A 21,103-nucleotide genomic window follows, 5' to 3' on the forward strand; every position below is an offset into this window, starting at 1 on the left:
TATTACGTTGCTTCGCCGGCGCGCTTTCCCGGACGGCGTGAACGGAGTTTCCGCACCTCAGAGCCGTCCCTTCGGGGGTGGTGATCCGGCCGCTGTGGGCTGTGTCTCGCGGCGGTGTGCGTTCCGATACGCATCGACTAGTGTCGACACCATTGCAATCCTGCGGAGTCGAGACGCGGGTTTCGTGATGACTCCGACCCGCCGCGTCCTCATTGTCGAGTGCCCGGCGGCGTCCGTCGGAGGCCACGAGAGAGGAAGCCGGATGAAGCGGGTAAGAAGGCACGGGAAACTGGCGTGGATGCTCGCGGCGACGCTGACGGCGGCGGTCGGGCTCGCGGTCGCGCCGACCGCACCCGCCGGTGCCGTCCCCGGCGGAACGGCGGCGGCCCCGCCGCTGCAGTGCGTCGACAACGGCACCAGCGGCCACCGGGTGCAGGTGCTCTACACCTACGAGCCGGGCACCAGCCGGTTCGCCGAGCGCGAGCCGGCGATCCGGGCGGCGGCCTGGGTCGCCCAGCAGAACGTCAACGACAGCGCCCGGCGTGACGGCGCCCAGCGGTGGATCAGGTTCCTCACCGGCAGCACCGGGTGCCACCTCACCATCACCCAGGTGCAGGTGCCGACCGGCACCGCCAGCTCCGACAACCTGCTCAACGTCCTGCGGCCCCTCGGATACGACGCCGACAACCGGCTCTACGTCATCCTGTCCGAGAACCACCGGGTGAACTGCGCCGGCACCGTCGACGAGGGCATCGCGAACCCCACCGCGCCGGGCACCGGCAACCAGCGCAACAGCCGGACGGTCTGGATCACCTTCCAGCCCTCCTGCTTCACGGGGCACGCGATGACCCACGAGCTGGCCCACGGCCTGGGCGGCCTGCAACCGGAGGCGCCGAACCACTCCGGCGGCGGGCACTGCTCCGACGGCAACGAGACCCTCTGCCAGGACGGCAACCCGACGGTCTGCACGGACCCGCTCGCGGTGCGGCTGCTCGACTGCGGCAGCGACGACTACTTCGGGATCAACCCGCAGGGCAGCTACCTGCCGACGCACTTCAACGCGGCCCACCACAGCCTCTACCTCCAGGCCGGCAGTTCCGTGCCGACCATGACGACCATCCCCGCCCTGCCGCCCCAGGTGCTGCGCGCCACCGACGTCGAGGGCAGTTCCCTCGTGCTCAGCTACCTGCCCAGCATGAAGCCGGTCGGCTCCGGCTACACCGTCGACCACCAGGTGCTACGCAACGGCACGGTGGTGGCGACGGTCCCCGGCTGGCGTACCTCGGTGCGGCTGACCGGCCTGGCGACGAACACGACGGCCACGTGGACCGTCCGGCAGCGGGTCACCCACGCCGGCGTCACCCGCACCTCCGTCGCGTCGCAGCCGCTCACGGTCACCACGAACAGCAGCACGGCACCGGCCGGCGCCGCGGAGGACGGCGCCACGATGATCCTCGCCAACGACGTGCTGGACGGCTCGGGCGCCAACCTGACCATCGACGTGCTGGGCTTCAGCGAGGACGAGAACGCCACCGTGATCCAGTGGCCGCAGAACGGCGAGGCCAACCAGCAGTGGAAGATGACCGCGGCGACCGGCGGCACCTGGACCCTGACCAACAACCACAGTCTCAAGTGCCTGACCCCGCTGGGCGGCGCGACCACCGTCGGCACCCCGGTCGTGCAGGCGACCTGCTCGGGGGCCGCCGCGCAACGGTGGACGTTCACCGTCCTGTCCGGACTCACCCACCACATCAAGACCGCGTCGAACCTCTGCGTCCAGGCGGCGGGGGCGTCCACCGGGGCGCTCGTCGCACTCGAGCTGGCGACCTGCTCCACGACTGAGCCGACCCAGCGCTGGACCACCAACCGGACCGCCTGACGGGCCGGTCATTCCCCGATCGGCGGGAGCCCCGGCGGGCCTGGGCTCCCGCCGATCGGCGGTGCTCCCGCCAACGGGTGATCAGTCGCCGGTCCGGGGAGCGGGCGGGCGGATCATGCCGGCCCGTTTGACCGAACGCAGGGCGACGGCCACGTCCGCGTGCTGGAGGCCGGGCAGTTGGCCTATGGTGCCGGAGAGGAACTCGTAGAGCGCGCCGTCGCTCTCCAGCGCGATCTCGCCGCAGAGGTTCCGGTCCCCGGTGGTCGCGGCGATCATGAGGACGGCCGGGTGCGCGGCGAGCAACTCGCCGGCCTGCCCGAGCTGCGTGGGGTGGATGCTGAGGAAGATGAAGGCGTTCACCGCGAGCCCGACCAGGCTGGGCTCGACGACCGTCCGCATCCGCAGGGATCCGGCCACCATCATCGCCTCGGCCCGCCGGCGTACGGTGGCGGGGCTCGCACTGCACCGCTCCGCCAACTGCTGCCAGCTCTGCCGGCCGTCCGCGCCGAGGCTGGCGATGATCATTTCGTCGAGCCGGACGAGCCGTGGCGGCACCTCGGCGGGTGCTGCCTGTTCGTTCCACCGGTCCACCCGCTGCGACCGCAGCCGGTCCACGACGTCCGCCGGCAACAGGCTCGGGCTCCAGTTGTGCGGCGTGGCGAACCTGCGGATCACCTGGTTGCTCCAGATGGCGAGCACGCCGTCGAGGCCGGGCAACTGCTCGAACATGAGCTGGAGCAGGTGGTCGTTCGAGGTGTAGGACACCTCGGCCAGGCAGTCGAAGCTCCCCGTCAGCAGCTTGACCGATCCGCACTCCTGCCACCGGGCCAGGTGCTCGGCGGAGCGGCTCGCGGCGTCCGGCCGGCAGCGCAGCCGGACGAACAGCGACCGCGCCCGGCGGGTCGTCTCGCCGTCCAGCACGCCGATGACCCGCACCGCGCCGCTGCGGATGAGCCGCGGGATGCGGCGGGAGACGGTCGCCTCCGAGGTGAACACCGCCTCGCCGATCTGCGCGTGGGTGGCCCGAGGATGGGCGAGCAGGGCGCCGATGATCTGGCGGTCGAGTTCGTCCAGAGATGCGCCAGTCCCGTCACCTGAGCGATTTTGCATGAACGCATCTTGCATCTTGACCCAGGATCTTGACAATCTCCCTCGTGTCTCGGGCAGACTCTCGCCCACGGCTCCGAGGCATGAGGAGGCAACAGGTGGCGCATCCGATGGGGCGCTCGAACGCGGCCAAGGCGGTCGCGGCGGGTACGGTCGTACTGCTCGCGGCAACTGCGCTGTCGGCGGGGCCGGCGTCGGCGACGCCCGCCCCGGCGGCGGACGGCTCGCGGCCCACGCAGCACGTGATCATGTTTGACTTCGACGGGTTCGATCCCCGTTTCCTTGACGGGCGCTACGCCGACCTGGCGGAACTGCCCAACCTCCGGGCGCTGATCGCCGAGGGCGCCTACGGCGTGGCCGACGGGTCCTACTCGTCGTACTCCAACTCGTCGCGGTCGACGACCGCGACCGGCACCTACGCCGACGTGCACCGCAACACCGGCTACTACTACAACCAGGAGACCGATCGCGGCGTCTCCCAGGAGCGGTACATCGAGCCCGGCGTCGAGACGATCGCCCACTCGCTGAAGCGGCAGGACCGCACGGCCGCCTACCTCCAGTGGTACGCGGTGCAGAACTACGGTGCGACGTACGGCGATCCCGCCGCCCTCTACACCCAGCCAGGCGGAAAGTGTGAGACGCGCGCCGACCAGGCGATCGCGCTGCTGCGCGGTGAGCCGGTCAACTCCGGCGGCACCATGGTCGACCCCGCCGCGATTCCGGACCTGATCACCGTCTACTGCGACGACGTCGACGGCGTGCTGCACGACGGCGGATTCGCCGCCCCCGACCTGCCGGCGACCCTGGCCCGGGTGGACGCCCAGATCGGCCGCGTCCGCGACGCCGCCCGGGAGGCAGGCATCCTGGACAGGACGACCTTCCTTGTCACCGCCGACCACGGCGCCCGGGAGTGGACCGTTCCGCTGCTGCCCACGGTGCTCGACCGGCTGGCCGAGACGGGCCTGAAGGTCCAGGTCATCTCCTCCTCGGGCGGCGTGCCGGACCCGACGAGCGAGGTCGTCATCGTCGCGGCGCCGCGTACCGCCGACATCACCCTGCGCGGTCGGGCGGACACGCCGGAGAACGCGCGCCGGATCGCCGGGATCATCAGGGGCATCCCGGGCATCGCGGCCGTCCGCGACAAGCAGGACCTGCGTCGCCTGCACGCCAGCGACAAGCTCGGTGACCTCGTCGTCGAGCCGGTCGAGCCGTACCACCTGTCCACGCTCACCGACGGCAAGCTGCGCGGCTCGCACGGCGGGCTGGCCGAGGCGCAGGTGCCGATGGTGCTCTCGGGCGCCGGGATCCGCAGCGTCCCGCTGCGCAACGTCGGCCTGGTCGACGTGGCCGCCACCATCAGCGCCCTGCTCGGCGTGCAGCCGCCGGCGAACTCGCGGGGGCACGCCATGCGCGGGGCCATCGAGCGGCACTGATCATCGCAACGCAGATCGAGGAGAGATAGCCATGTCCAACCTGACCAGGCGCCGGTGCGCGGCGGCACTCGCCGCCGTGACCGCGCTCACCATGCTCGCCGCCTGCGGCGAGTCCGAGCCGGAGGCGGAGAAGGCCAAAGAGATCACCTTCTGGACGCCGCAGACGACCCCGCAGCGGGTCGCGGCGCAGGAGAAGGTCGCGGCTCGGTTCACCGAGAAGACCGGCATCGCCGTGAAGGTCGTGCCGCTCAGCGAGGCCGACCAGAAGCAGGCCCTGGCGACGGGCGCCGCCTCCGGGGACGTGCCCGACGTGATGCTGCACAGCTCCACGACCACGGCCGCCTGGCGTTCCCAGGGGCTGCTGAACACGGGCGCCGCCGAGGAGGTCGTCAAGGACCTCGGTGCCGAGACGTTCAACGCGAACGCCCTGAAGGCGTTCAGCCTGGACGACAAGGTCGGCGCCGTACCCAGCGACGGCTGGGTGCACCTCCTGGTGTACCGCAAGGACCTCTTCCAGGCGGCGAACGTCGCGGTGCCGACCAACCTCGAGGAGCTGGCGAAGGCCGCCACGACGATGAAGGCGACCGGGGTGTCCGGAATCGCCCTGGGTACCCAGTCCGGCACCCCCTCGGGGACCGAGGCCGTCTACTCGATGTTCCAGAGCGCGGGCTGCCAGCTCGTGCAGGACGGCAAGGTCACCATCGACTCGCCGGAGTGCACCCGGGCGGCCGAGCAGTTCAAGGTCCTGCGCGACTCCAGCACGCAGGGTGACTTCGACGTGACCAGCGCGCGGGCGGCCTACCTCGCCGGCAAGTCCTCGATGCTGCTCTTCTCGACGCACATCCTCGACGAGCTGGCCGGCCTCGACTCGGCGAACCCGCCGACCTGCGAGCAGTGCAAGGCCGACCCGGCGTTCCTGTCGAAGAACTCGGGATTCATCACCGTGCTCGACCGGAACCACCCGGCGCAGTACGGCGCGACCCTCGGCTACGGCATCCCTGAGGGCGCCAACACCGCCGGGGCGAAGGAGTTCATCAAGTTCATGCTGGAGGAGGGCTACTCGGACACGCTCGCCTCGGCGACCGAGGGCCGGATCCCGCTGCGCAACGGCACCAAGGCCGAGCCGAACGCGTACCTCGACGCGTGGGGCAAGCTGGGCGTCGGCCCGGAGGCCAAGAGCTCCGTCGCCGAGCTGTACGGCCCGGAGATGGTCACCCAGATCCGCGACGGCGTCAACGCCGTGAGCCTGTGGGGCATGGGCACGAAGGACTCGCCGCTGGCCGGCGCGGTCACCGCGGAGAACGTGCTCGCGCAGTTCCTCGAGCGGCTCTACGGCGGGCAGTCGCCGGCCGACATCACGAAGGCGATGGCCGAAGAGGTCAAGAAGGTCCAGGCCGAACTGTGAGCACGCCGACAGTGCGGTCCTCCCGCTGGGAGCGGCTCAGCCGCTCCCAGCGGGAGAACCTCAACGGCCAGCTCCTCACCGGTCCGACCCTGCTGCTGCTCGCACTGGTCGTCCTGCTCCCGTTCGTCCTGGTCGTCATCTTCGGGTTCTCCGACACGAGGCTGATCGACATCCCCCGGCTGTCGCCGTCCACCATCGAGTGGACCTTCGAGAACATCGCCGACGCCTGGCGGTCGGACGCGTTCTGGGGCGCCCTGTGGACCACCGTCATCTACGCGACCCTGACCACGCTCGGGTCCATCGGTGTCGGGATGGCCCTCGCCCTCGCCATGCGCCGGCCGTTCCGCGGCCGGGGGATCGTCCGGGCGCTGCTGCTCGTCCCGTACGTGCTGCCGGTCATCGCGGCGGCGATGATCTGGCGCACGATGCTGAACCCGCAGTACGGCATCGTCAACGCCATCGGCATGGAGTACCTCGGCTGGCAGAGCCCGATCGGCTTCCTCAGCACCACCTCGACCGACGTGGCGGGCCTGCCCGTACCGGTGTCGCTGCTCGTCGTCGTCGCCTTCGAGATCTGGAAGTCGTTCCCGCTCGCCTTCCTCTTCGTCACCGCGCGGTTGCAGAACGTGCCGGGTGGGATCGAGGAGGCCGCGGCGCTGGACGGGGCCTCCCGGTGGCAGAACCTGCGCCACATCATCCTTCCCCAGCTGCGGGGGGTGGTCCTGCTGCTGATGCTGCTGCGCTTCATCTGGTCGTTCCAGAACTTCAACGACGTCTACCTGCTGACCGAGGGCGCCGGCGGCACCCAGGTCATGGCGATCAAGGTCTACACCGAGCTGGTGACCCGGTCCGACATCGGCAGCGCGGCGGCGTACGGACTGCTGATGTCGCTGATCCTCTGCGTGCTGCTGGCCGGCTACGTCCTGCTCTCCCGGCGGAAGGAGACGTTGTGAGTTCGGCGATGCGACCCTCGCGCCCGGTCAACGTCCTGCGGTGGACGCTCATCACCGTCGCGCTCGTCTGCGCCGTGGGACCCGTGCTCTATGGTGTGCTGCTCTCGCTGCGCCCCTACTCGGCGGTGCTGCTGGAGCCCCTGGACGTCGTCCCCGGTCTCTCCGAGATCGACCTGTCCAGCTACGTCACGGCGATGAAGGACGAGTCGGCGGGGGGCTTCGGGCTCGGCCGGTTCGTGGTCAACTCCCTGGGAGTCGCCCTCGCCACCGTCGTGGTGTCGATCGTCGCGTGCATCTTCGGGGCGTACGCTGTTGCCCGCCTGCGCTACCGCGGCCGCCGCTTCACCAGCGGCATCATCCTCGCCGTCTACCTGTTCCCGGGCATCGTGCTCGCGGTGCCGAAGTTCGTCATCCTGAGCCGGCTGGGGTTGACCAGGTCGCTCGTCGGGCTGCTCGTCATCTACGTCGCCGCCACCGTCCCGGTCGCGCTGTACATGATGCGCAACTACTTCCTCGCCCTGCCGGAGAGCGTCGAGGAGGCGGCCCTGCTCGACGGGTGCTCGCTGCCGACGATGCTGCGCAAGGTCGTACTGCCGATCGCGCTGCCCGGTGTCGTGGCGACCGCCATCTACGTCTTCATGATCGCCTGGAACGAGTACTTCTACGCCCTGTTGTTCCTGGTCCAGGACCGTTCCCGGTGGACGGCTCCGCTCGGCCTCGCCCAGCTCACCGACTTCCAGGTCCCGGTGACAGTGCTCCTGGCCGGCTCCATCGCGGTGACCGTGCCGGTCATCGTCATCTTCTTCCTCGCTCAGCGTTACATCGTCACCGGCCTGACGTCGGGGGCGGACAAGTGAATTCCGAAAGGATGATCGACGTGGAAGGCCCTGTGTCATCGGGAACGGGTCCGGTGCGACTACTCGTGCTCGGTGCGGGAGGACGCGGCGCACACGCGTACGCCCAGTGGTGCCTGGAGCACCCCGAGGCGGCCCGGGTCGTCGCGGTCGCCGAGCCCGACGCGGAGCGCCGCGACGGTCTGGGTGACGCCCACGGCATCCCGGCGGCCCACCGGTTCACCGGCTGGCAGCAGGCGCTCTCGACCAGCGGACCGTGGGACGCGGTCATCGTCGCGACACCGGACCGGGACCACGTCGATCCCACCCTGCGCGCGCTCGAGCTGGGGCACCACGTCCTGCTCGAGAAGCCCATCGCGCCGACCGCCGAGGAACTGCACCGGCTGACGGCCGCGGCGCGCGAGAGCACCGGCACGGTCACCGTCGCCCACGTGCTGCGCTACACCCCGTTCTTCCAGACGCTGCGCCGCCTGCTCGACGAGGGCCGCATCGGCGAGTTGCAGGGCATCTCGCACATCGAGAACGTCGCGTACTGGCACTTCGCGCACAGCTACGTGCGCGGCAACTGGCACCGGGCCGACCGGTCGAGCCCGATGCTGCTCGCGAAGGCGTGCCACGACATCGACATCCTTCGGTGGCTGGTCGGGTCGCCGTGCACGACGGTGGCCTCGTTCGGCGAGCGCCGCCACTTCCGGGCCGAGCACGCGCCGAAGGGCTCGACGGAGCGCTGCACCGACGGCTGCGCCGTCGCCGCCACCTGCCCGTACAACGCCGAGCGCCTCTACGTCGACCAGCTCGCCGACGTCGACGGGCCGCCGGTCACGGTCGTCACGAACGACACGAGCGTGGCCGGCCGCCGGCGGGCGCTCCAGCTGACCGACTACGGCCGGTGCGTCTACCGGATGGACAACGACGTCGTCGACCACCAGACGGCGGCGCTGCGGTTCGACAACGGCGTCACGGCGTCGCTGGTGGTCTCGGCGTTCACCGCGTTCAACACCCGGACGCTCACGCTGATGGGCAGCCACGGGCAGATCACCGCGGACATGCGCTCGGGCCGGATCAGCCTCGCGACCTTCGCCGAGACCCCGCCCAACGTGGAGGGTCGGCAGGCCGACGAGACGTTCCAGGTCGGCAGCGGCAGCCAGGGGGTCGTCGACGAGGTCATCGAGGCGTTCTCCGGCCACGGCGGCGGGGACGCCGGGCTGATGCTCGACTTCACCGGGCGGGTCCGGAGCCGGCTGTCCGGCGAGGACGTCGAGGCGGCGCCCAGCTCGTTGGAGGAGAGCGTGGAGAGTCATCTCGTCGCCTTCGCCGCCGAGCGGTCGCGGCTGAACCACACTGTCGAGGAGCTGTGACAGGTGGACGACGTACGTGCCCTCGTGGCCCGCGTCGCCGGCACGGCGGACGACGTACGGGTGGAGCGGGTCCCCGCCGCCGATGACGCCGCCGCCGCCGGATACGAGTGCCGCGACGGCGTCCTGACGCTGCGCGGTTCGGATCCCGTCGCCGCGGCCTGCGCGTTCGCGCAGTACCTCAAGGCGTACGCCGGCCGCCAGGTGACCTGGGAACAGCCCCGGCTGGAGCCCCGGCCGGCGCCCTGGCCCGATGCGCCGCCGACCCGGCTGACCAGCCCGTTCCCGGTCCGCTACTACCTCAACGTCGTGACCTACGGGTACTCGACCGCGTTCTGGGACTGGGACCGCTGGGAGCAGGAGATCGACTGGATGGCGCTGCACGGCGTCACCCATCCGCTCATGCAGGTCGGCCACGAGGCGGTGCTGGCGGAGATGTTCCGGCGGGCCGGGCTCGACGCGGCCCGGATCGACGAGTGGATCGGCAGCGCGGCGCACTTCCCGTGGACGTTCATGGGCAACACCAACTCGTTCGGCGGGCCGCTGCCCGCGGACTGGATCACCCGCCACGTCGAGCTGGCGCAGCGGATCCTCGCCCGGCAACGCGCGCTCGGCATGACCCCGGTCCTGCCCGTCTTCGGGGGGCACGTGCCGCCGGAACTCACCGACCCGTCAGCCGGCGAGATCGAGTGGCAGGGCTGGCGTACGCCGATTCTCAGCCCCGACAGCGAGCGGTTCGCGTCGCTGGCCGCGGAGTTCATGGGCATCCAGCGGGAACTGTTCGGCACCGACCACCACTACGCCGCCGATCCGTTCATCGAGTCGGTGCCGCCGTCCGGCGAGCCCGACTACCTGGCGGCGGTCGGCCGGGCCGGCTACCGGGCGATGGCGGACAGCGACCCGGAGGCGACCTGGGTGCTCCAGGGCTGGCCGTTCCACTACCAGCGCGACTTCTGGCGGCCGGAACGGGTCCGGGCGTTCCTCTCCGAGGTCCCGCAGGAACGGCTCGTCCTGCTGGACCTGTGGGGCGAGCACGCCCCCATGTGGCGCCGCGACGCCATGTACGACCGGCGGTGGGTCTGGTGCGCGATCCACAACTTCGGCGGTCGCTTCGCGCTCTTCGGTGACCTGCGCGGTCTGCGCCGCGACGTCGACGAGCTGACCCGGGCCCGGCCGCCCCGGCTCGCGGGCATCGGGCTCGCGCCCGAGGCGATCGAGAACAACACCGTCTTCTACGAGCTCGCCACCGACCTGACCTGGAACGTCCCGCAGTTGGACGAGTGGCTGCGCTCGTTCGCGCTGCAGCGCTACGCGGCCGGGCACGACGACTTCGTCCGGGCCTGGGACATCCTGGCCGAGACGCTCTACGGGCCTGGGCGCACCCGGTCCATCCCGTCGCCGGTCATCGCCCGGCCGTGGTCGGCCGAGGCGCCGTTCGCCGCCCAGCGCCTGGCCGGCGAGTTCGTCCCGCAGAACGCGGAGCCGCAGCGGCAGTCGGCGAACATCGACGCCGAGAACGACCCGATGGTGCTCGGCGCCCTGCCCCGGATCGCCACGGCCGCGCGGTTGCTGCTCGGCCGGGCGGCGGAGGCGGGCGTGCCCGACCAGGTCGAGCGGGACGTCGTCGATCTGGTCGGGCACGTGGTGGCGCAGGGCTGCCGGATCCACATCCGTGGCGTGCTCGCGGCCTTCGCCGAGCGCGACGCGGACGCCGTCCTCGATCACTTCGCCCGGTTCCGGACCGACCTGCTCGACCTCGACGAGCTCGCCGGCACCCGGGCGGAGTCCCGCGTCGGGCGGTGGATCGCCGACGCCCGCGCGTGGGGCGGCTCGCCGGCCGAGGCCGACGTCATGGAGCGGGACGCCCGCAGTCTCGTCTCCGTCTGGGGGCACCAGACGAGCGGGCTGCACGACTACTCCGGCCGGCACTGGGCCGGCCTCGTCAGGGACTACTACCTCCCCCGGTGGGAGTCGTGGGCGAACTGGCTGGCCGACGCGGCGGCGCACGGGCGGGAGCCGGACGTCGACGTCCTGCGCGCCCGCGTCGTCGGGCACGAGGAGGCCTGGCGGGGGGCGATCGGGGGCTACTCGGCCGCACCGGAGGGGAACACGCTCGACGTGGCGGCCCGGATCCTCGACCGGCTCGGTTACTGATCCGCGCGGGCCGGTGCCGATGGCACCGGCCCGCTTCCACGTCGCTGACCGGGCGGTCGTCGCGTCACATCCGCCCGGGGGCGCCGATCCCCAGCAGGTCCAGCCCCCGGGCCAGGGTGCGGGCGGTCAGGTCGCAGAGGACCAGCCGGCTGGCGCGTACGTCGTCCTCGGCGCGCAGCACCGGGCACTGCTCGTAGAAGGAGGTGAACAGCGTGGCCAGCCGGAACAGGTAGCCGGTCAGCTGGTGCAGTTCCAGCGACTCCGCCGTCTCGCCGACGACCTCGGGGAAGGCGAGCAGGTGCAGGGCGAGCGCGTGCTCGGCCGGGGCCGTCACCGCCACTGTCCGCCGGGACCGGTCCGGTGCCACCCCACCCCGCCGGAAGATCGACTCGATCCGGGCCCGGGCGTACTGGAGGTAGGGGGCCGTGTTGCCCTCCAGCGACAGCATCCGGTCCCAGTCGAAGACGTAGTCGCGCGTCCGGTCGTTGGACAGGTCGGCGTACTTGACGGCGCCGATGCCCACCGTCCGGGCGAGCTCGGCACGTTCGGCGGCGTCCAGGTCCGGGTTCTTCTCCTCGATCAGCGCGGCGGCCCGCGCCACGGCCTCGTCGACCAGGTCGATGAGCTTGACGGTGGCCCCGGCCCGGGTGCGGAAGACCTTGCCGTCCGGCCCGAGGACGGAGCCGAAGCCGATGTGCTCGGCCCGGGCGGGCGGGCGCAGCCAGCCGGCCTCGCGGGCCACCTCGTAGACCATCTCGAAGTGCTGCCGCTGCGGCAGGCCGACGACGTACAGCAGCCGGGTGGCGTGCAGGGTGTGCAGGCGGTGCCGGATCGCGGCGAGGTCCGTGGCCGGGTAGCCGAACCCACCGTCGCGCTTGCGGACGATGAGGGGCAGCGGCTCGCCCTCCCGGTTCGTGTAGCCGGCGGGGAAGACCACCTTGGCGCCGTCGCTCTCCCGCAGCAGGCCGAGCCGGTCCAGCTCCGCCAGCACCTCCGGGAGCATGTCGTTGTAGGCGCTCTCGCCGAAGAAGTCGGCGCCGGTGAGCCGGACGTCGAGCCGGTCGTACACGGAGAGGAAGTACTTCTCCGACTCCTGGACGAGCAGCCGCCACAGCCGCAGCGTCTGCTCGTCGCCACCCTGCAAGGCGACGACCCGGTTGCGGGCCCGGGTCTTGAACTCCTCGTCGCTGTCGAACTTGGCCCGGGCCGCCTGGTAGAACGCGTTCAGATCACCGAGGGACAGCTCGTGGGCCGCCTCCGCGCCGCCGAGGTCGAGCAGGTGCTCGATCAGCATGCCGAACGGGGTGCCCCAGTCACCCAGGTGGTTGGCCCGGATCACCCGGTGGCCCAGCCACTCCAGCAGCCGTACCACGCTGTCGCCGATCACCGTGGACCGCAGGTGCCCGACGTGCATCTCCTTGGCCACGTTCGGCGCGGAGTAGTCCACGACGACCGTCTCCGGCTCGGCCGCGAGCGGAACCCCGAGCCGGTCGTCGGCGTTCGTCGCCCCGAGCAGGTCGCCCAGCACCTGGTCGGCGAGGGTGAGGTTGATGAAGCCGGGCCCGGACACCTCCACCGACGCGCACAGGTCGTCCCACCGGGCCTGCGCGACGACCTCGGCGGCGATCTGCCGGGGGTTGCCGCGCAGGCGGCGGGCCAGCCCCAGCGCCGCGTCCGCCTGGAAGTCGGCGTGCTGGGACCGGCGGAGGCTCGGGTCGACCGGCTCACCCGCGACCGCCGCGAAGGCGGCGGCGAGGCGGTCGTGCAGGAGTTGATGCAAGGTAGCCATGGTGGGACAACCTAGCTCACGTCGACCAGGACCTTTCCCGTGTGTCCGCCGCTGGTGAACAGCTCCAGGAAGGCCGCCGGAGCGTTCTCCAGGCCGGTCACCACGGTTTCCCGGGTGGTCAGCCGCCCCGCCGCCAGGTGCCCGGCGACGAGCTCGGTGAAGGCGGCCGTGTGCGCGGCGTGGTCCTGGACGAGGAAGCCCTCCAGCCGCAGCCGGCGGGCGACCACGAGGGCGAGGTTGTCCACCCCGAAGCGCTCCGGACCGTACTGGGACATCGCACCGCAGAGCACGGCCCGGCCGAACGGGTTCATGGCCCCGATGGCCGCCCGCAGGTGCGCCCCGCCGACGTTGTCGAAGTACACGTCCACGCCGTCCGGCGCGGCGATCGCCAGCTCCACCTCCAGGTCGCCGTCGGAGTGGTCGAACGCCTCGTCGAAGCCGAGTTCGTCCAGCAGCCAGTCGACCTTCTCCTCGGAGCCGGCGCTGCCCACCACCCGGCAGCCGTGCAGCTTGGCGAGCTGGCCGGCGATGCTGCCGACGGCCCCGGCGGCGGCGGAGACGTACACCGTCTCGCCGGGACGGATCCCGGCGACCACGAACAGGCCGACGTACGCGGCCTCGCCGGCCAGGCCGAGCGGGCCGAGGTGGTCGGCCGGCGCGAAACCGGCGGGGCTCAGCGGGGTGACCTCGGCGGCCGGGGCGGTGAAGGACTCCCGCCAGCCGTGCGTCGAACGGACCAGCGTGCCCTCGGGCAAGCCGGGCGCCCGGGAGGCGACCACCGTGCCGACCGCGTCCCCGGACAGGGCGGCGTGCAGCGGGTACGGCTCGGAGTAGCCGGGGGCGCTGTACAGCCGGCTGCGCATGTACGGGTCGAGCGAGACGAGGGAGTTCCGGACGGTGACCTCCCCGTCGGCCGGCGGGGGGACGTCGACGGTGACGAGCTCGAAGTCGGTGCCGGCCGGCGCCCCGGTCGGCCGTCGGACGAGCTGCACCTGGCGGCTGGTGGGCATCGGACTCACACCTTTCCGTGCGGGGAGGACGGCGACAGCCAGTGCCGCCGCCGGTGGAAGACGTACCCCGGCAGGGGCACGCGACGGGCGGGCCGGGACCTGCGGCGCCAGTCGACCGGCACCCCGTGCTCGGACCAGAGCCGCCCGACGAGCCCGAGCAGGCCGGGCAGGTCGGCCGGCACCGGCAGGGCTCCGGTGGCGACCCGCAGCACCAGCGGACCGTCGGGGCCCGGAGCGGCCGCGTCGGTCACGGCCCGCCGGGCCGCCTCGGCCAGCGTCAGCTCGCCCCGCAGGACGGCGGCGACGTACGTGCCGACGCCCGCGCCGTCGTGGCCGTCGGCCGGCACGCCCAGCTCCGTGAGCTGTCGGGCGAGGGCGTACGCCCGGATGAACGCCGCCGCGGCGGGCTCCTCCGGCGGGACGCCGGGACCGGCGAACGCGGCGTGGCACTCCTGCGTCGCGTCCCGGTAGGCCGGCAGCTCCGCGAGACCCGCCCCCGGCGAGGCGTCGCCGCCGGGCAGGTGCCAGTCGACAGCCGACCCCGGGGCGGCCCGGTACCCGGTCACCCCGGCCGCGAGCTGCCGGGCGGCGTCGGCGAGATCGGACGCGACCAGGCTGGCCCGGAAGCCGAAGGGCCGGCGCCCCACCGCCAGCGTCCAGGAGACGTCGCCGAGGGTGGCCGGGACCCCCGGTTCCGCCCCGGACGCCAGGTCGGCCAGCGCGTCGGCGAGCCGGGCGGCGGTGGCGTGCAGCGCGGACTCGGTCGGCGCCGACAGCACGAGCAGTTCGGGTCCCTGCGGCCCCGGCGTGGGGGAGACCGCCGGGGCGGCCTGCTCCACCACCACGTGGGCGTTGGTCCCGCCGAGTCCGAACGAGTTCACCCCGGCGCGGCGTGGCGCGCCGTCGGTCACCCACGGCCGGGACTCCACCGGCACGTACAGCCCGGTGCCGCCCAGGTCGGCGTCGGGGTCGAGCCGTTCGTGGTGCAGGCTCGCCGGGAGCACACCGTGGCGTACCGCGAGCACCGCCTTCACCAGGCCGGCCACCCCGGCGGCGGCGTCCAGGTTGCCGACGTTTGTCTTCACCGAGCCGACCGCGCAACCACCCGCGGGGCCCGGCCCGAGGGCCTGGCGCAGCGCCTCCAACTCGATGACGTCACCCAGCCGGGTGCCGCTGCCGTGCGCCTCGACCAGGCCCACCGTGTCGGGCTCCAGGTCGCCGGCGGCCAGCGCCTCGGCGATCGCGGCGACCTGCCCGTCCACCCCCGGGCTGGCGAAGCCGGCCCGGGCCGCGCCGTCGTTGGTCACCGCCCAGCCGCGCAGGACCGCGTGGATGTGGTCGCCGTCGGCCAGCGCGTCCTCCAGCCGGCGCAGCACCACGACCGCCCCGCCGTTGCCGAAGACCGTGCCGTCGGCGGCGGCGTCGAACGCGCGGCAGTACCCGGTCGGCGAGGTCTGGTCGCCGGGCCGGGCGAGGTAGCCGAGCTGGTCGACCGACGTCACCGCCACGCCACCGGCGAGCGCGACGTCGCAGCGGTAGTCGAGCAGGCTCTGCGCGGCCAGGCACACCGCGACCAGCGAGGACGAGCAGGCGCTCTGCACCGCGACGCTCGGCCCGGTCAGGTCGAGCGCGTAGGACACCCGGGTGGGCAGGTAGTCCGCGCTGCTGCCCGGCGGCCAGGTCCACTCCTCGTGGGCCGGCAGGCTGGGCAGCACGTTGCCGAGCAGGTATCGGTTCGGCGCCGCGCCGGCGAAGACGCCGCCCACCACGTCACCCGAGCAGGTGTGCCCCGCGTGTTCCAGGGCGGACCAGCACAGCTCCAGGAAGATCCGTTGTTGCGGGTCGAGCCGGGCCGCCTCCTGGGCCGAGTAGCCGAAGAACTCCGCGTCGAAGTCCGCCAGCCCGTCGAGCTGGCCGAAGGCCGGCACGTACCGGGGATCGGCGAGCAGGTCCGCCGGCAACCCGGCCGCGCGCAGCTCCTCGGGCCGCCACCGGCGGACGAGGTCGCGCCCGTCGCGGACCGCCCGCCACAGGGCGTCGACGTCGGGTGCGCCGGGGAACCGGCCGGCCATGCCGACCACCGCGATCGCGCCGGCGCCGGAGTCGGGCCCGGTGGTCATGGCGTCCTCCGTCGTCGTGCCGCCATCCGTTCCCGGGCCCGCCGCGCCGGGTCCGTCGCGTCCGTCGCAGTGCCGGCCAGGTGGGCGCCCAGCGCGGCGGCGTTCGGGTGGGCGAACAGGGAGACCAGCGGGACGGGACGGCCGAGGGAACGTTCGAGTTCCTGCTGGAGCCGGGCGAGGTGCAGGGAGTGGGCACCGGCGTCGAAGAAATTCTGCTCGACGCCGAGCGGGCGCCCGTCCGAGACGGCCCGCCAGGCCTCGACCACGGCCCGTTCCTGCGGCGTACGCGGCGGGGCCGGGGCGTCGGCGTCGGCGGGCGGGGGGAGCGGGAGGGCCTTCACGTCCACCTTGCCGGTGGAGGTGAGCGGGAACTCCGGCAGCACCACGACGCGCTGCGGCACGAGGTAGTGGGGCAGTTCGGCCGCGAGCGCCCGGCGCAGCACCGCCGGGTCGGGGGTCGCGTCACCCGCCGGGGTGACCCAGGCGAGCAGTTCCTTTCCGGCCGTACCGTCCACGGCGGCCGCGACCGCGAGCGCCACCTCCGCGCGGGCGCGCAGCCGGGCCTCCACCTCACCCGGCTCCACCCGGTAGCCGCGTACCTTCACCTGCCGGTCGAGCCGGCCCAAATAGGCGAAGCCGCCGTCGGGCAATCGCCGGCCGAGGTCACCGGTGCGGTAGGTGCGGGTGCCGTCGGGGTGGGCGAGGAACCTGCTGGCGTTCCACACCGGATCGCCACCCTGGTAGCCCGGGGTCAGGTGCCGGCTGCGGATGCCGATCTCCCCGGTGAGCCCGAGGATTCCCCCGTCGGCGTCGAGCAGTTCCACGGTCACCCCGTCGAGCGGCTGGCCGATCGGCACGGTGGCGGTGGCGGGCAGTTCGTCGTCGGCGGCCAGGTGGTTCTGCACGGCGAAGCTGATCTCCGTGGCGCCGTAGCCGTTGACGAAGACACAGTGCGGGCCGATCCGCTCCCGGCAGCGCAGGACGTCCTGCCGGGTGGTCTCCTCGCCGCCGAGCACGACCGCGCGCATCCGGTGCAGCCGGCCGCCGGCCGTTGCCGGGGCGTCCAGCAGTTGCCGGTACAGCGTCGGGGTCGAGTGGTAGACGGTGACCTGCCGGTCGACCAGCGCGTCGGCCAGGTGGCCGAGCCCTCGGCTCCGGACGTCGACCGGCACCGAGGTGGCCCCGTTGAGCAGGGCGCTGAACATGTCGGTCACGGCCATGTCGAAGCCGAACGACGTCAGCAGGCTGACCCGGTCCGAGGGGCCGATGCGCAGGTTGTTGGTGTGGGTCGAGACCTGGAACAGCAGGTTGCGTTGGGTCTGCGCGACGCCCTTGGGCTGGCCCGTCGAGCCGGAGGTGTAGAGCACGTACGCCTCGGCGTCCGGGTCGCCGGCTCCGTCGGGCAGTTCGCCCGACCTCGGCAGCGTGGACACGTCGACCACCGGGGTGCCCGGGATCCCGGCGGCCGCGAGCGCCGCGGTCGCGAGCCCCCGGTGCTCCGGCGTGGTGAGCACGGCCACCGCGCCGGTGAGCATGGCGGCGAGCCGGGCCGGCGGGTAGCCGGTGTCCAGCGGGACGTACGAGTCGCCGGCGGCGAGGGTGCCCACGATCGCCGCGACGGTGGCCGTGCCGTGGTCGAGCAGCAGGCCGACCCGGCCTCTGCGGCGGCCGGTCACCCGGTCGAGTTCCGCCGCCACGCCCGCCGCGACCCCGCCCAGCTCCCGGTAGGTCAGCACCGCGTCGTCACCGTGTACGGCGATCCGGTCGGGATGCCGCCGTACCTGCTCCCGGAAGCGGGCCGGGACCCCGGCGTCGAGCACCTCCGGGGCGATGGCGCGATGGTCGGCCGGGCCGACGTGCGGCAGTCGCAACGGCGGGCGGCGGCCGGCGACGGTGGGCACGGGCAGTAGCTCGGCGGCCGGCGTGGCCGCGCCGGCACGCATCGCGGCGAGTACCCGCGCCAGGTCCGCGCCGAGGTCGTCGGCGAGTTGCGCCGGAAGGTCGGCGCGGCAGCCCAGGAGCACCACGACGGCGTCGGGGCCGGCGCCCAGCCGGGCCCGCACGGCGAGGTCGGCGGGGACCGGCTGCGCGGGCGCCTCCTGGGCCTCGACCCGCAGGTCGCCGAACTCGACGCTCGTCCCGGCCAGGCCGAGCGTGACGTCGGCGGCGAGGCCGGCGGGCGCGCCGAGAAGCTCGTCGGTCTCCAGCAGCACCGTCGGCGGCAGGTCCGGCGACGGCTCGGGGCCCGCCGCCGCGGAGAGCGACAGGTGCGCCCCGTCGAGCAGTTCCCCCACGGTGGACGCGGCGCCCGGGCGGAGCCGGCGGACGACGTCGGCGGAGCCGCCGGGGCGTTCGGGCACGGCCCGGGGCACCGTGACGTCGATGGTCCCGTCGCCGGTGTAACGGTGCAGCGTCCAGCCCACGGCCGCCGCCAGGACGGCGCTGCGGCTGGTGCCGAGCGCGTCGGCCAGGGCGAGCAGGCCGGCGGCGATGTCCCGGGTCAGGGGGACGCCGGTCCACCGGCCCGGCCCGCCGGGGTGCGGGGCCGGCAGCCCGAGATCCAGCCGGCGTGCGCCCGGCGGGTCGGTGGGATCCGCGCCCCGCGGCCCGGCGGACCGGGCGGCGGGCGGCAGGGCACGCTGCCGGGGCACCCGGGCCGGGCCGGCGCAAGGGGCGTCACCGGCGCCCGGCCCCGCCGTCGGAGCGGCGTAGGCCGACAGCACCGCCTCGAACAGCGTCCCCAGCCCGGCGCCCGACACGGCCCAGGGGGCGGCGGCCAGGGTGAGGACGTGGTCGGTCGGATCGTGGGGTACGAGTCGGGCGCACACCCCCCGGGTCGGGCCGGCGTCCGGGGTGGACGGCGCCGCCTCGTGCGGCGGCACCACGTCGAACCGGACGGGCTCGGGGGGCGCCGGCCGCAGGCGGGCGCCGTCCCCGGCCAGCACGAGGTCGGCGTGCAGGTCCGGGTACGTGGCGCAGACCTGGTCCAGCGCCGCGCGCAACCGGTCGGGTCGCAACGGGCCGCGCAGCCGGACGGCCCGGGTGGCGGCCAGACCGGTGGCCGGGTCGATTCGCTGCCGCAGCCAGACCTCCCGCTGGTGGGCGGTGGCCGGCCGGTCGGCGTCAGCAGTCACCGACGGCCGCGGCGATGTCGGCGGTGGTGCGGACCTCGGTGACGTCGGCGCTCTCCGCCGGCCGGTAGTCGTCCACCCCGTAGCTGCCCGAGCCGTGCACCACGATGTCGCGCCCCGCGTCGACCAGCCCCCGGTCCACCGCGTTGAACACGCCGGTCAGTGCCATCACCAGCGACCACTCGCGCAGCCGTCGCAGGTCGGCCGGCAGCGGCCGGCCGGTGTCGGCCAGGTACGCCCGCAGGAGGGGGTACCGCTCGACGCACTCGTGCAGGGAGACGACGATCCCGTCGCCGCCGTGCGTCCGGATGATCTCGTTCATCGCCGCCGAGGTCACCGGCTGGTGGGTGTAGAACGTCGGGTCGAGCAGTTCCCCCGGGTCGTGGGTGGTCAGCGGGAAGTGGGGGTCATCGCTCTGGCGGTGCAGGCCGGTCCCGGCGTCGAACTCGTACGACGGCAGGTGGGCGCGGTCGAAGTCGCCGTGCCGCAGGTTGAGCACCATGTCCGGGGTGTGCAGGTGCTGCACGAGCAGGCTGGCCGGTCGCCGGGCCGGCTCGCTGGCGCCCGTCTCCTCCAGGATCGCGCGACCCTGGTGGTAGCCGAGCAGGCCGAAGGCGCTGGACACGGCGTGCGCGTGCAGCCGGGGGCGGTCGCCGGGCACCGGGTCGGCGTCGTGCTCGAAGAAGGCCCGGGCGGCGTCGGCGACCAGGTAGTTCGCCAGCTCCAGCGAGAACCAGAGTCGCCCGCCGGTCCGCCGTGCGTACTCCTCGGCGTGCGCGGCGACGAACTGCCGGCCGAGGGCCTTGACGTCCTCGGCGCGCGGCGAGTCGTGCACCAGCAACGGGTTGAGCCGCCGCAGTTCGGCGTCGGTGGTGAGCCGGTTCGACCGGAGCTTGCCCAGGCACGACCGGGGCGCCAGGGTGGTGACCCGGAGCTGGTCGGGGGTCACGAGCCCGCAGTCGATCGCGCGGAGCACCGCGTCGCGCAGGGCGGTGCCCTTGTTGGCGGAGGTCGGGGTGAACAGGAGCACCGGCTGGCCGGTACGCCGGATGTGCTCCACGGCCCGGGCCACGATGAGCAACGAGGCGAACGTCTTGGTGGTCTGCGTGCCCGGATTGCCGGTCAGGTCCAGCAGGGTGATCCGGCTGCCGCCGTACGTGCCCAGCGGCGTCCACCGCGCGGTGGCCGCCGCGAAGAAGGACCGCAGCCCCTCGTCCAGTGTGGGAAGCGCGAAGCCCGGGCTGAACGCGTTCGGGTCGTCGCACGGCCGGGGGTCGGCCACGCACCGCTTCACCACGTCAGGAATCTGACCGTAGTAGTCGGTGATCAGGTTGCCGACGGGTCCGCTGGGTCGGGCCATGATGCGTGTCCTTCGGGTTGGCCGTCCGCGGCCGGACGGCGCGGTCTGCCGCGGTCAGTTGGCGGGATCGGAGCCCACGGAAACGATGCGGTTCTCCCCGTCGACGAACACGACCGCGGGCTTGAGCGCACCGGCCTGCTCGTCGTCGACAACCGCGTAGCTGATGATGATGATGACGTCGCCGGGCATGACGAGGCGGGCCGCGGCGCCGTTGATGCCCACCACGCCGGTGCCACGTTCGCCCTCGATAACGTAGGTCTGGAGCCGGGCGCCGTTGTTGACATTGACGATATGGATCAGCTCGCCGGGCAGCAGGTCCGCCGCTTCCATCAAAACCGGGTCGAGTGTCAAAGAACCGACATAGTGCAGATCGGCCTGTGTCGCAATAGCGCGGTGGATCTTCGACTTCAACATCGTGCGCTGCATTCGAAGACGACCTCTCGTGGCGAATTTATGGCGAGTTGCGGCCGTTGGACCGGCGATGACGGCCGACGACCCCGTCTCGGCCGCAGTGCGGGCCACACGCTAGCACGCGTCCGCACATCGCAGGAGT

At 73.0% G+C, this 21,103-nt stretch carries 14 protein-coding genes; 7 read left to right on the plus strand and 7 right to left on the minus strand.

Going from position 1 to position 21,103, the window contains the following annotated elements; all coding sequences use genetic code 11:
* Positions 1-262 precede the first annotated feature (262 nt).
* Positions 263-1,879 carry an RICIN domain-containing protein gene (locus ABZ809_RS30805; RefSeq protein ID WP_357566144.1) on the plus strand — a complete coding sequence of 539 codons (1,617 nt, stop codon included), beginning with the start codon at positions 263-265 and terminating at the stop codon, positions 1,877-1,879.
* 81 nt (positions 1,880-1,960) lie between these two features.
* Here the strand turns inward: ABZ809_RS30805 and ABZ809_RS30810 are convergent, their stop codons facing one another.
* Positions 1,961-2,989 carry an Lrp/AsnC family transcriptional regulator gene (locus ABZ809_RS30810; RefSeq protein WP_357566145.1) on the minus strand — a complete coding sequence of 343 codons (1,029 nt, stop codon included), beginning with the start codon at positions 2,987-2,989 and terminating at the stop codon, positions 1,961-1,963.
* A gap of 95 nt (positions 2,990-3,084) precedes the next feature.
* Between ABZ809_RS30810 and ABZ809_RS30815 the strand changes: the two genes are divergently transcribed.
* Genes ABZ809_RS30815 through ABZ809_RS30840 form a run of 6 tightly spaced genes read left to right on the plus strand, consistent with a single transcriptional unit; the run spans position 3,085 to position 11,140 of the window.
* Positions 3,085-4,419: an alkaline phosphatase family protein gene (locus tag ABZ809_RS30815; RefSeq protein WP_357566146.1), complete on the plus strand. Its 1,335-nt coding sequence runs from the start codon at positions 3,085-3,087 to the stop codon at positions 4,417-4,419.
* Positions 4,420-4,450: 31 nt separating this feature from the next.
* Positions 4,451-5,824, plus strand: a complete 1,374-nt coding sequence (locus ABZ809_RS30820) for an extracellular solute-binding protein (protein WP_357566147.1) — start codon at positions 4,451-4,453, stop codon at positions 5,822-5,824.
* Positions 5,821-6,777 (plus strand): sugar ABC transporter permease, encoded by a 957-nt coding sequence (locus ABZ809_RS30825; RefSeq protein WP_357566148.1) that lies wholly within the window; start codon positions 5,821-5,823, stop codon positions 6,775-6,777. Before ABZ809_RS30820 ends, ABZ809_RS30825 begins: the two co-directional genes overlap by 4 nt.
* Positions 6,774-7,634 carry a carbohydrate ABC transporter permease gene (locus tag ABZ809_RS30830; protein ID WP_357566149.1) on the plus strand — a complete coding sequence of 287 codons (861 nt, stop codon included), beginning with the start codon at positions 6,774-6,776 and terminating at the stop codon, positions 7,632-7,634. Before ABZ809_RS30825 ends, ABZ809_RS30830 begins: the two co-directional genes overlap by 4 nt.
* Before the next feature lie 53 nt (positions 7,635-7,687).
* Positions 7,688-8,989, plus strand: a complete 1,302-nt coding sequence (locus tag ABZ809_RS30835; protein ID WP_357566150.1) for a Gfo/Idh/MocA family oxidoreductase — start codon at positions 7,688-7,690, stop codon at positions 8,987-8,989.
* A gap of 3 nt (positions 8,990-8,992) precedes the next feature.
* Entirely contained in the window at positions 8,993-11,140 is a 2,148-nt protein-coding gene (locus ABZ809_RS30840) for an alpha-N-acetylglucosaminidase TIM-barrel domain-containing protein (RefSeq protein WP_357566151.1), read from the plus strand.
* A 64-nt stretch (positions 11,141-11,204) separates the two neighbouring features.
* Here ABZ809_RS30840 and argS read toward each other — a convergent pair whose 3' ends face one another.
* From argS to panD, 6 genes are read right to left on the minus strand one after another with little or no spacing between them, the layout of a single operon-like run.
* Positions 11,205-12,929, minus strand: a complete 1,725-nt coding sequence (gene argS, locus ABZ809_RS30845; RefSeq protein ID WP_357566152.1) for an arginine--tRNA ligase — start codon at positions 12,927-12,929, stop codon at positions 11,205-11,207.
* 11 nt (positions 12,930-12,940) lie between these two features.
* On the minus strand, positions 12,941-13,939 hold the full coding sequence (locus ABZ809_RS30850) for an NADP-dependent oxidoreductase (protein WP_357566153.1): 999 nt from the start codon (positions 13,937-13,939) through the stop codon (positions 12,941-12,943).
* A gap of 5 nt (positions 13,940-13,944) precedes the next feature.
* Entirely contained in the window at positions 13,945-16,059 is a 2,115-nt protein-coding gene (locus tag ABZ809_RS30855; protein ID WP_357566154.1) for a polyketide synthase, read from the minus strand.
* Positions 16,056-19,193, minus strand: coding sequence for an AMP-binding protein (locus ABZ809_RS30860; protein WP_357566155.1), 3,138 nt, complete (start codon positions 19,191-19,193; stop codon positions 16,056-16,058). The genes ABZ809_RS30855 and ABZ809_RS30860 overlap by 4 nt, the downstream gene beginning before the upstream one ends.
* Complete coding sequence (locus ABZ809_RS30865) at positions 19,183-20,550, minus strand: DUF6002 family protein (RefSeq protein WP_357566156.1); 1,368 nt, start codon at positions 20,548-20,550, stop codon at positions 19,183-19,185. Before ABZ809_RS30865 ends, ABZ809_RS30860 begins: the two co-directional genes overlap by 11 nt.
* 54 nt (positions 20,551-20,604) lie before the next feature.
* Positions 20,605-20,976, minus strand: coding sequence for an aspartate 1-decarboxylase (gene panD, locus ABZ809_RS30870; protein WP_357566157.1), 372 nt, complete (start codon positions 20,974-20,976; stop codon positions 20,605-20,607).
* Between the last annotated feature and the right edge of the window lie 127 nt (positions 20,977-21,103).

The sequence above is a fragment of the Micromonospora sp. NPDC047074 genome (genome assembly GCF_040643815.1).
Lineage (GTDB): Bacteria > Actinomycetota > Actinomycetes > Mycobacteriales > Micromonosporaceae > Micromonospora.

Coding starts and splice junctions, on each gene's coding strand:
- ABZ809_RS30855 (WP_357566154.1), bottom strand. CDS start 16,059: ATGACCACCGGGCCCGACTCCGGCGCCGGCGCGATCGCGGTGGTCGGC.
- ABZ809_RS30865 (WP_357566156.1), bottom strand. CDS start 20,550: ATGGCCCGACCCAGCGGACCCGTCGGCAACCTGATCACCGACTACTAC.
- argS (WP_357566152.1), bottom strand. CDS start 12,929: ATGGCTACCTTGCATCAACTCCTGCACGACCGCCTCGCCGCCGCCTTC.
- panD (WP_357566157.1), bottom strand. CDS start 20,976: ATGCAGCGCACGATGTTGAAGTCGAAGATCCACCGCGCTATTGCGACA.
- ABZ809_RS30805 (WP_357566144.1), top strand. CDS start 263: ATGAAGCGGGTAAGAAGGCACGGGAAACTGGCGTGGATGCTCGCGGCG.
- ABZ809_RS30810 (WP_357566145.1), bottom strand. CDS start 2,989: ATGCAAAATCGCTCAGGTGACGGGACTGGCGCATCTCTGGACGAACTC.
- ABZ809_RS30850 (WP_357566153.1), bottom strand. CDS start 13,939: ATGCCCACCAGCCGCCAGGTGCAGCTCGTCCGACGGCCGACCGGGGCG.
- ABZ809_RS30820 (WP_357566147.1), top strand. CDS start 4,451: ATGTCCAACCTGACCAGGCGCCGGTGCGCGGCGGCACTCGCCGCCGTG.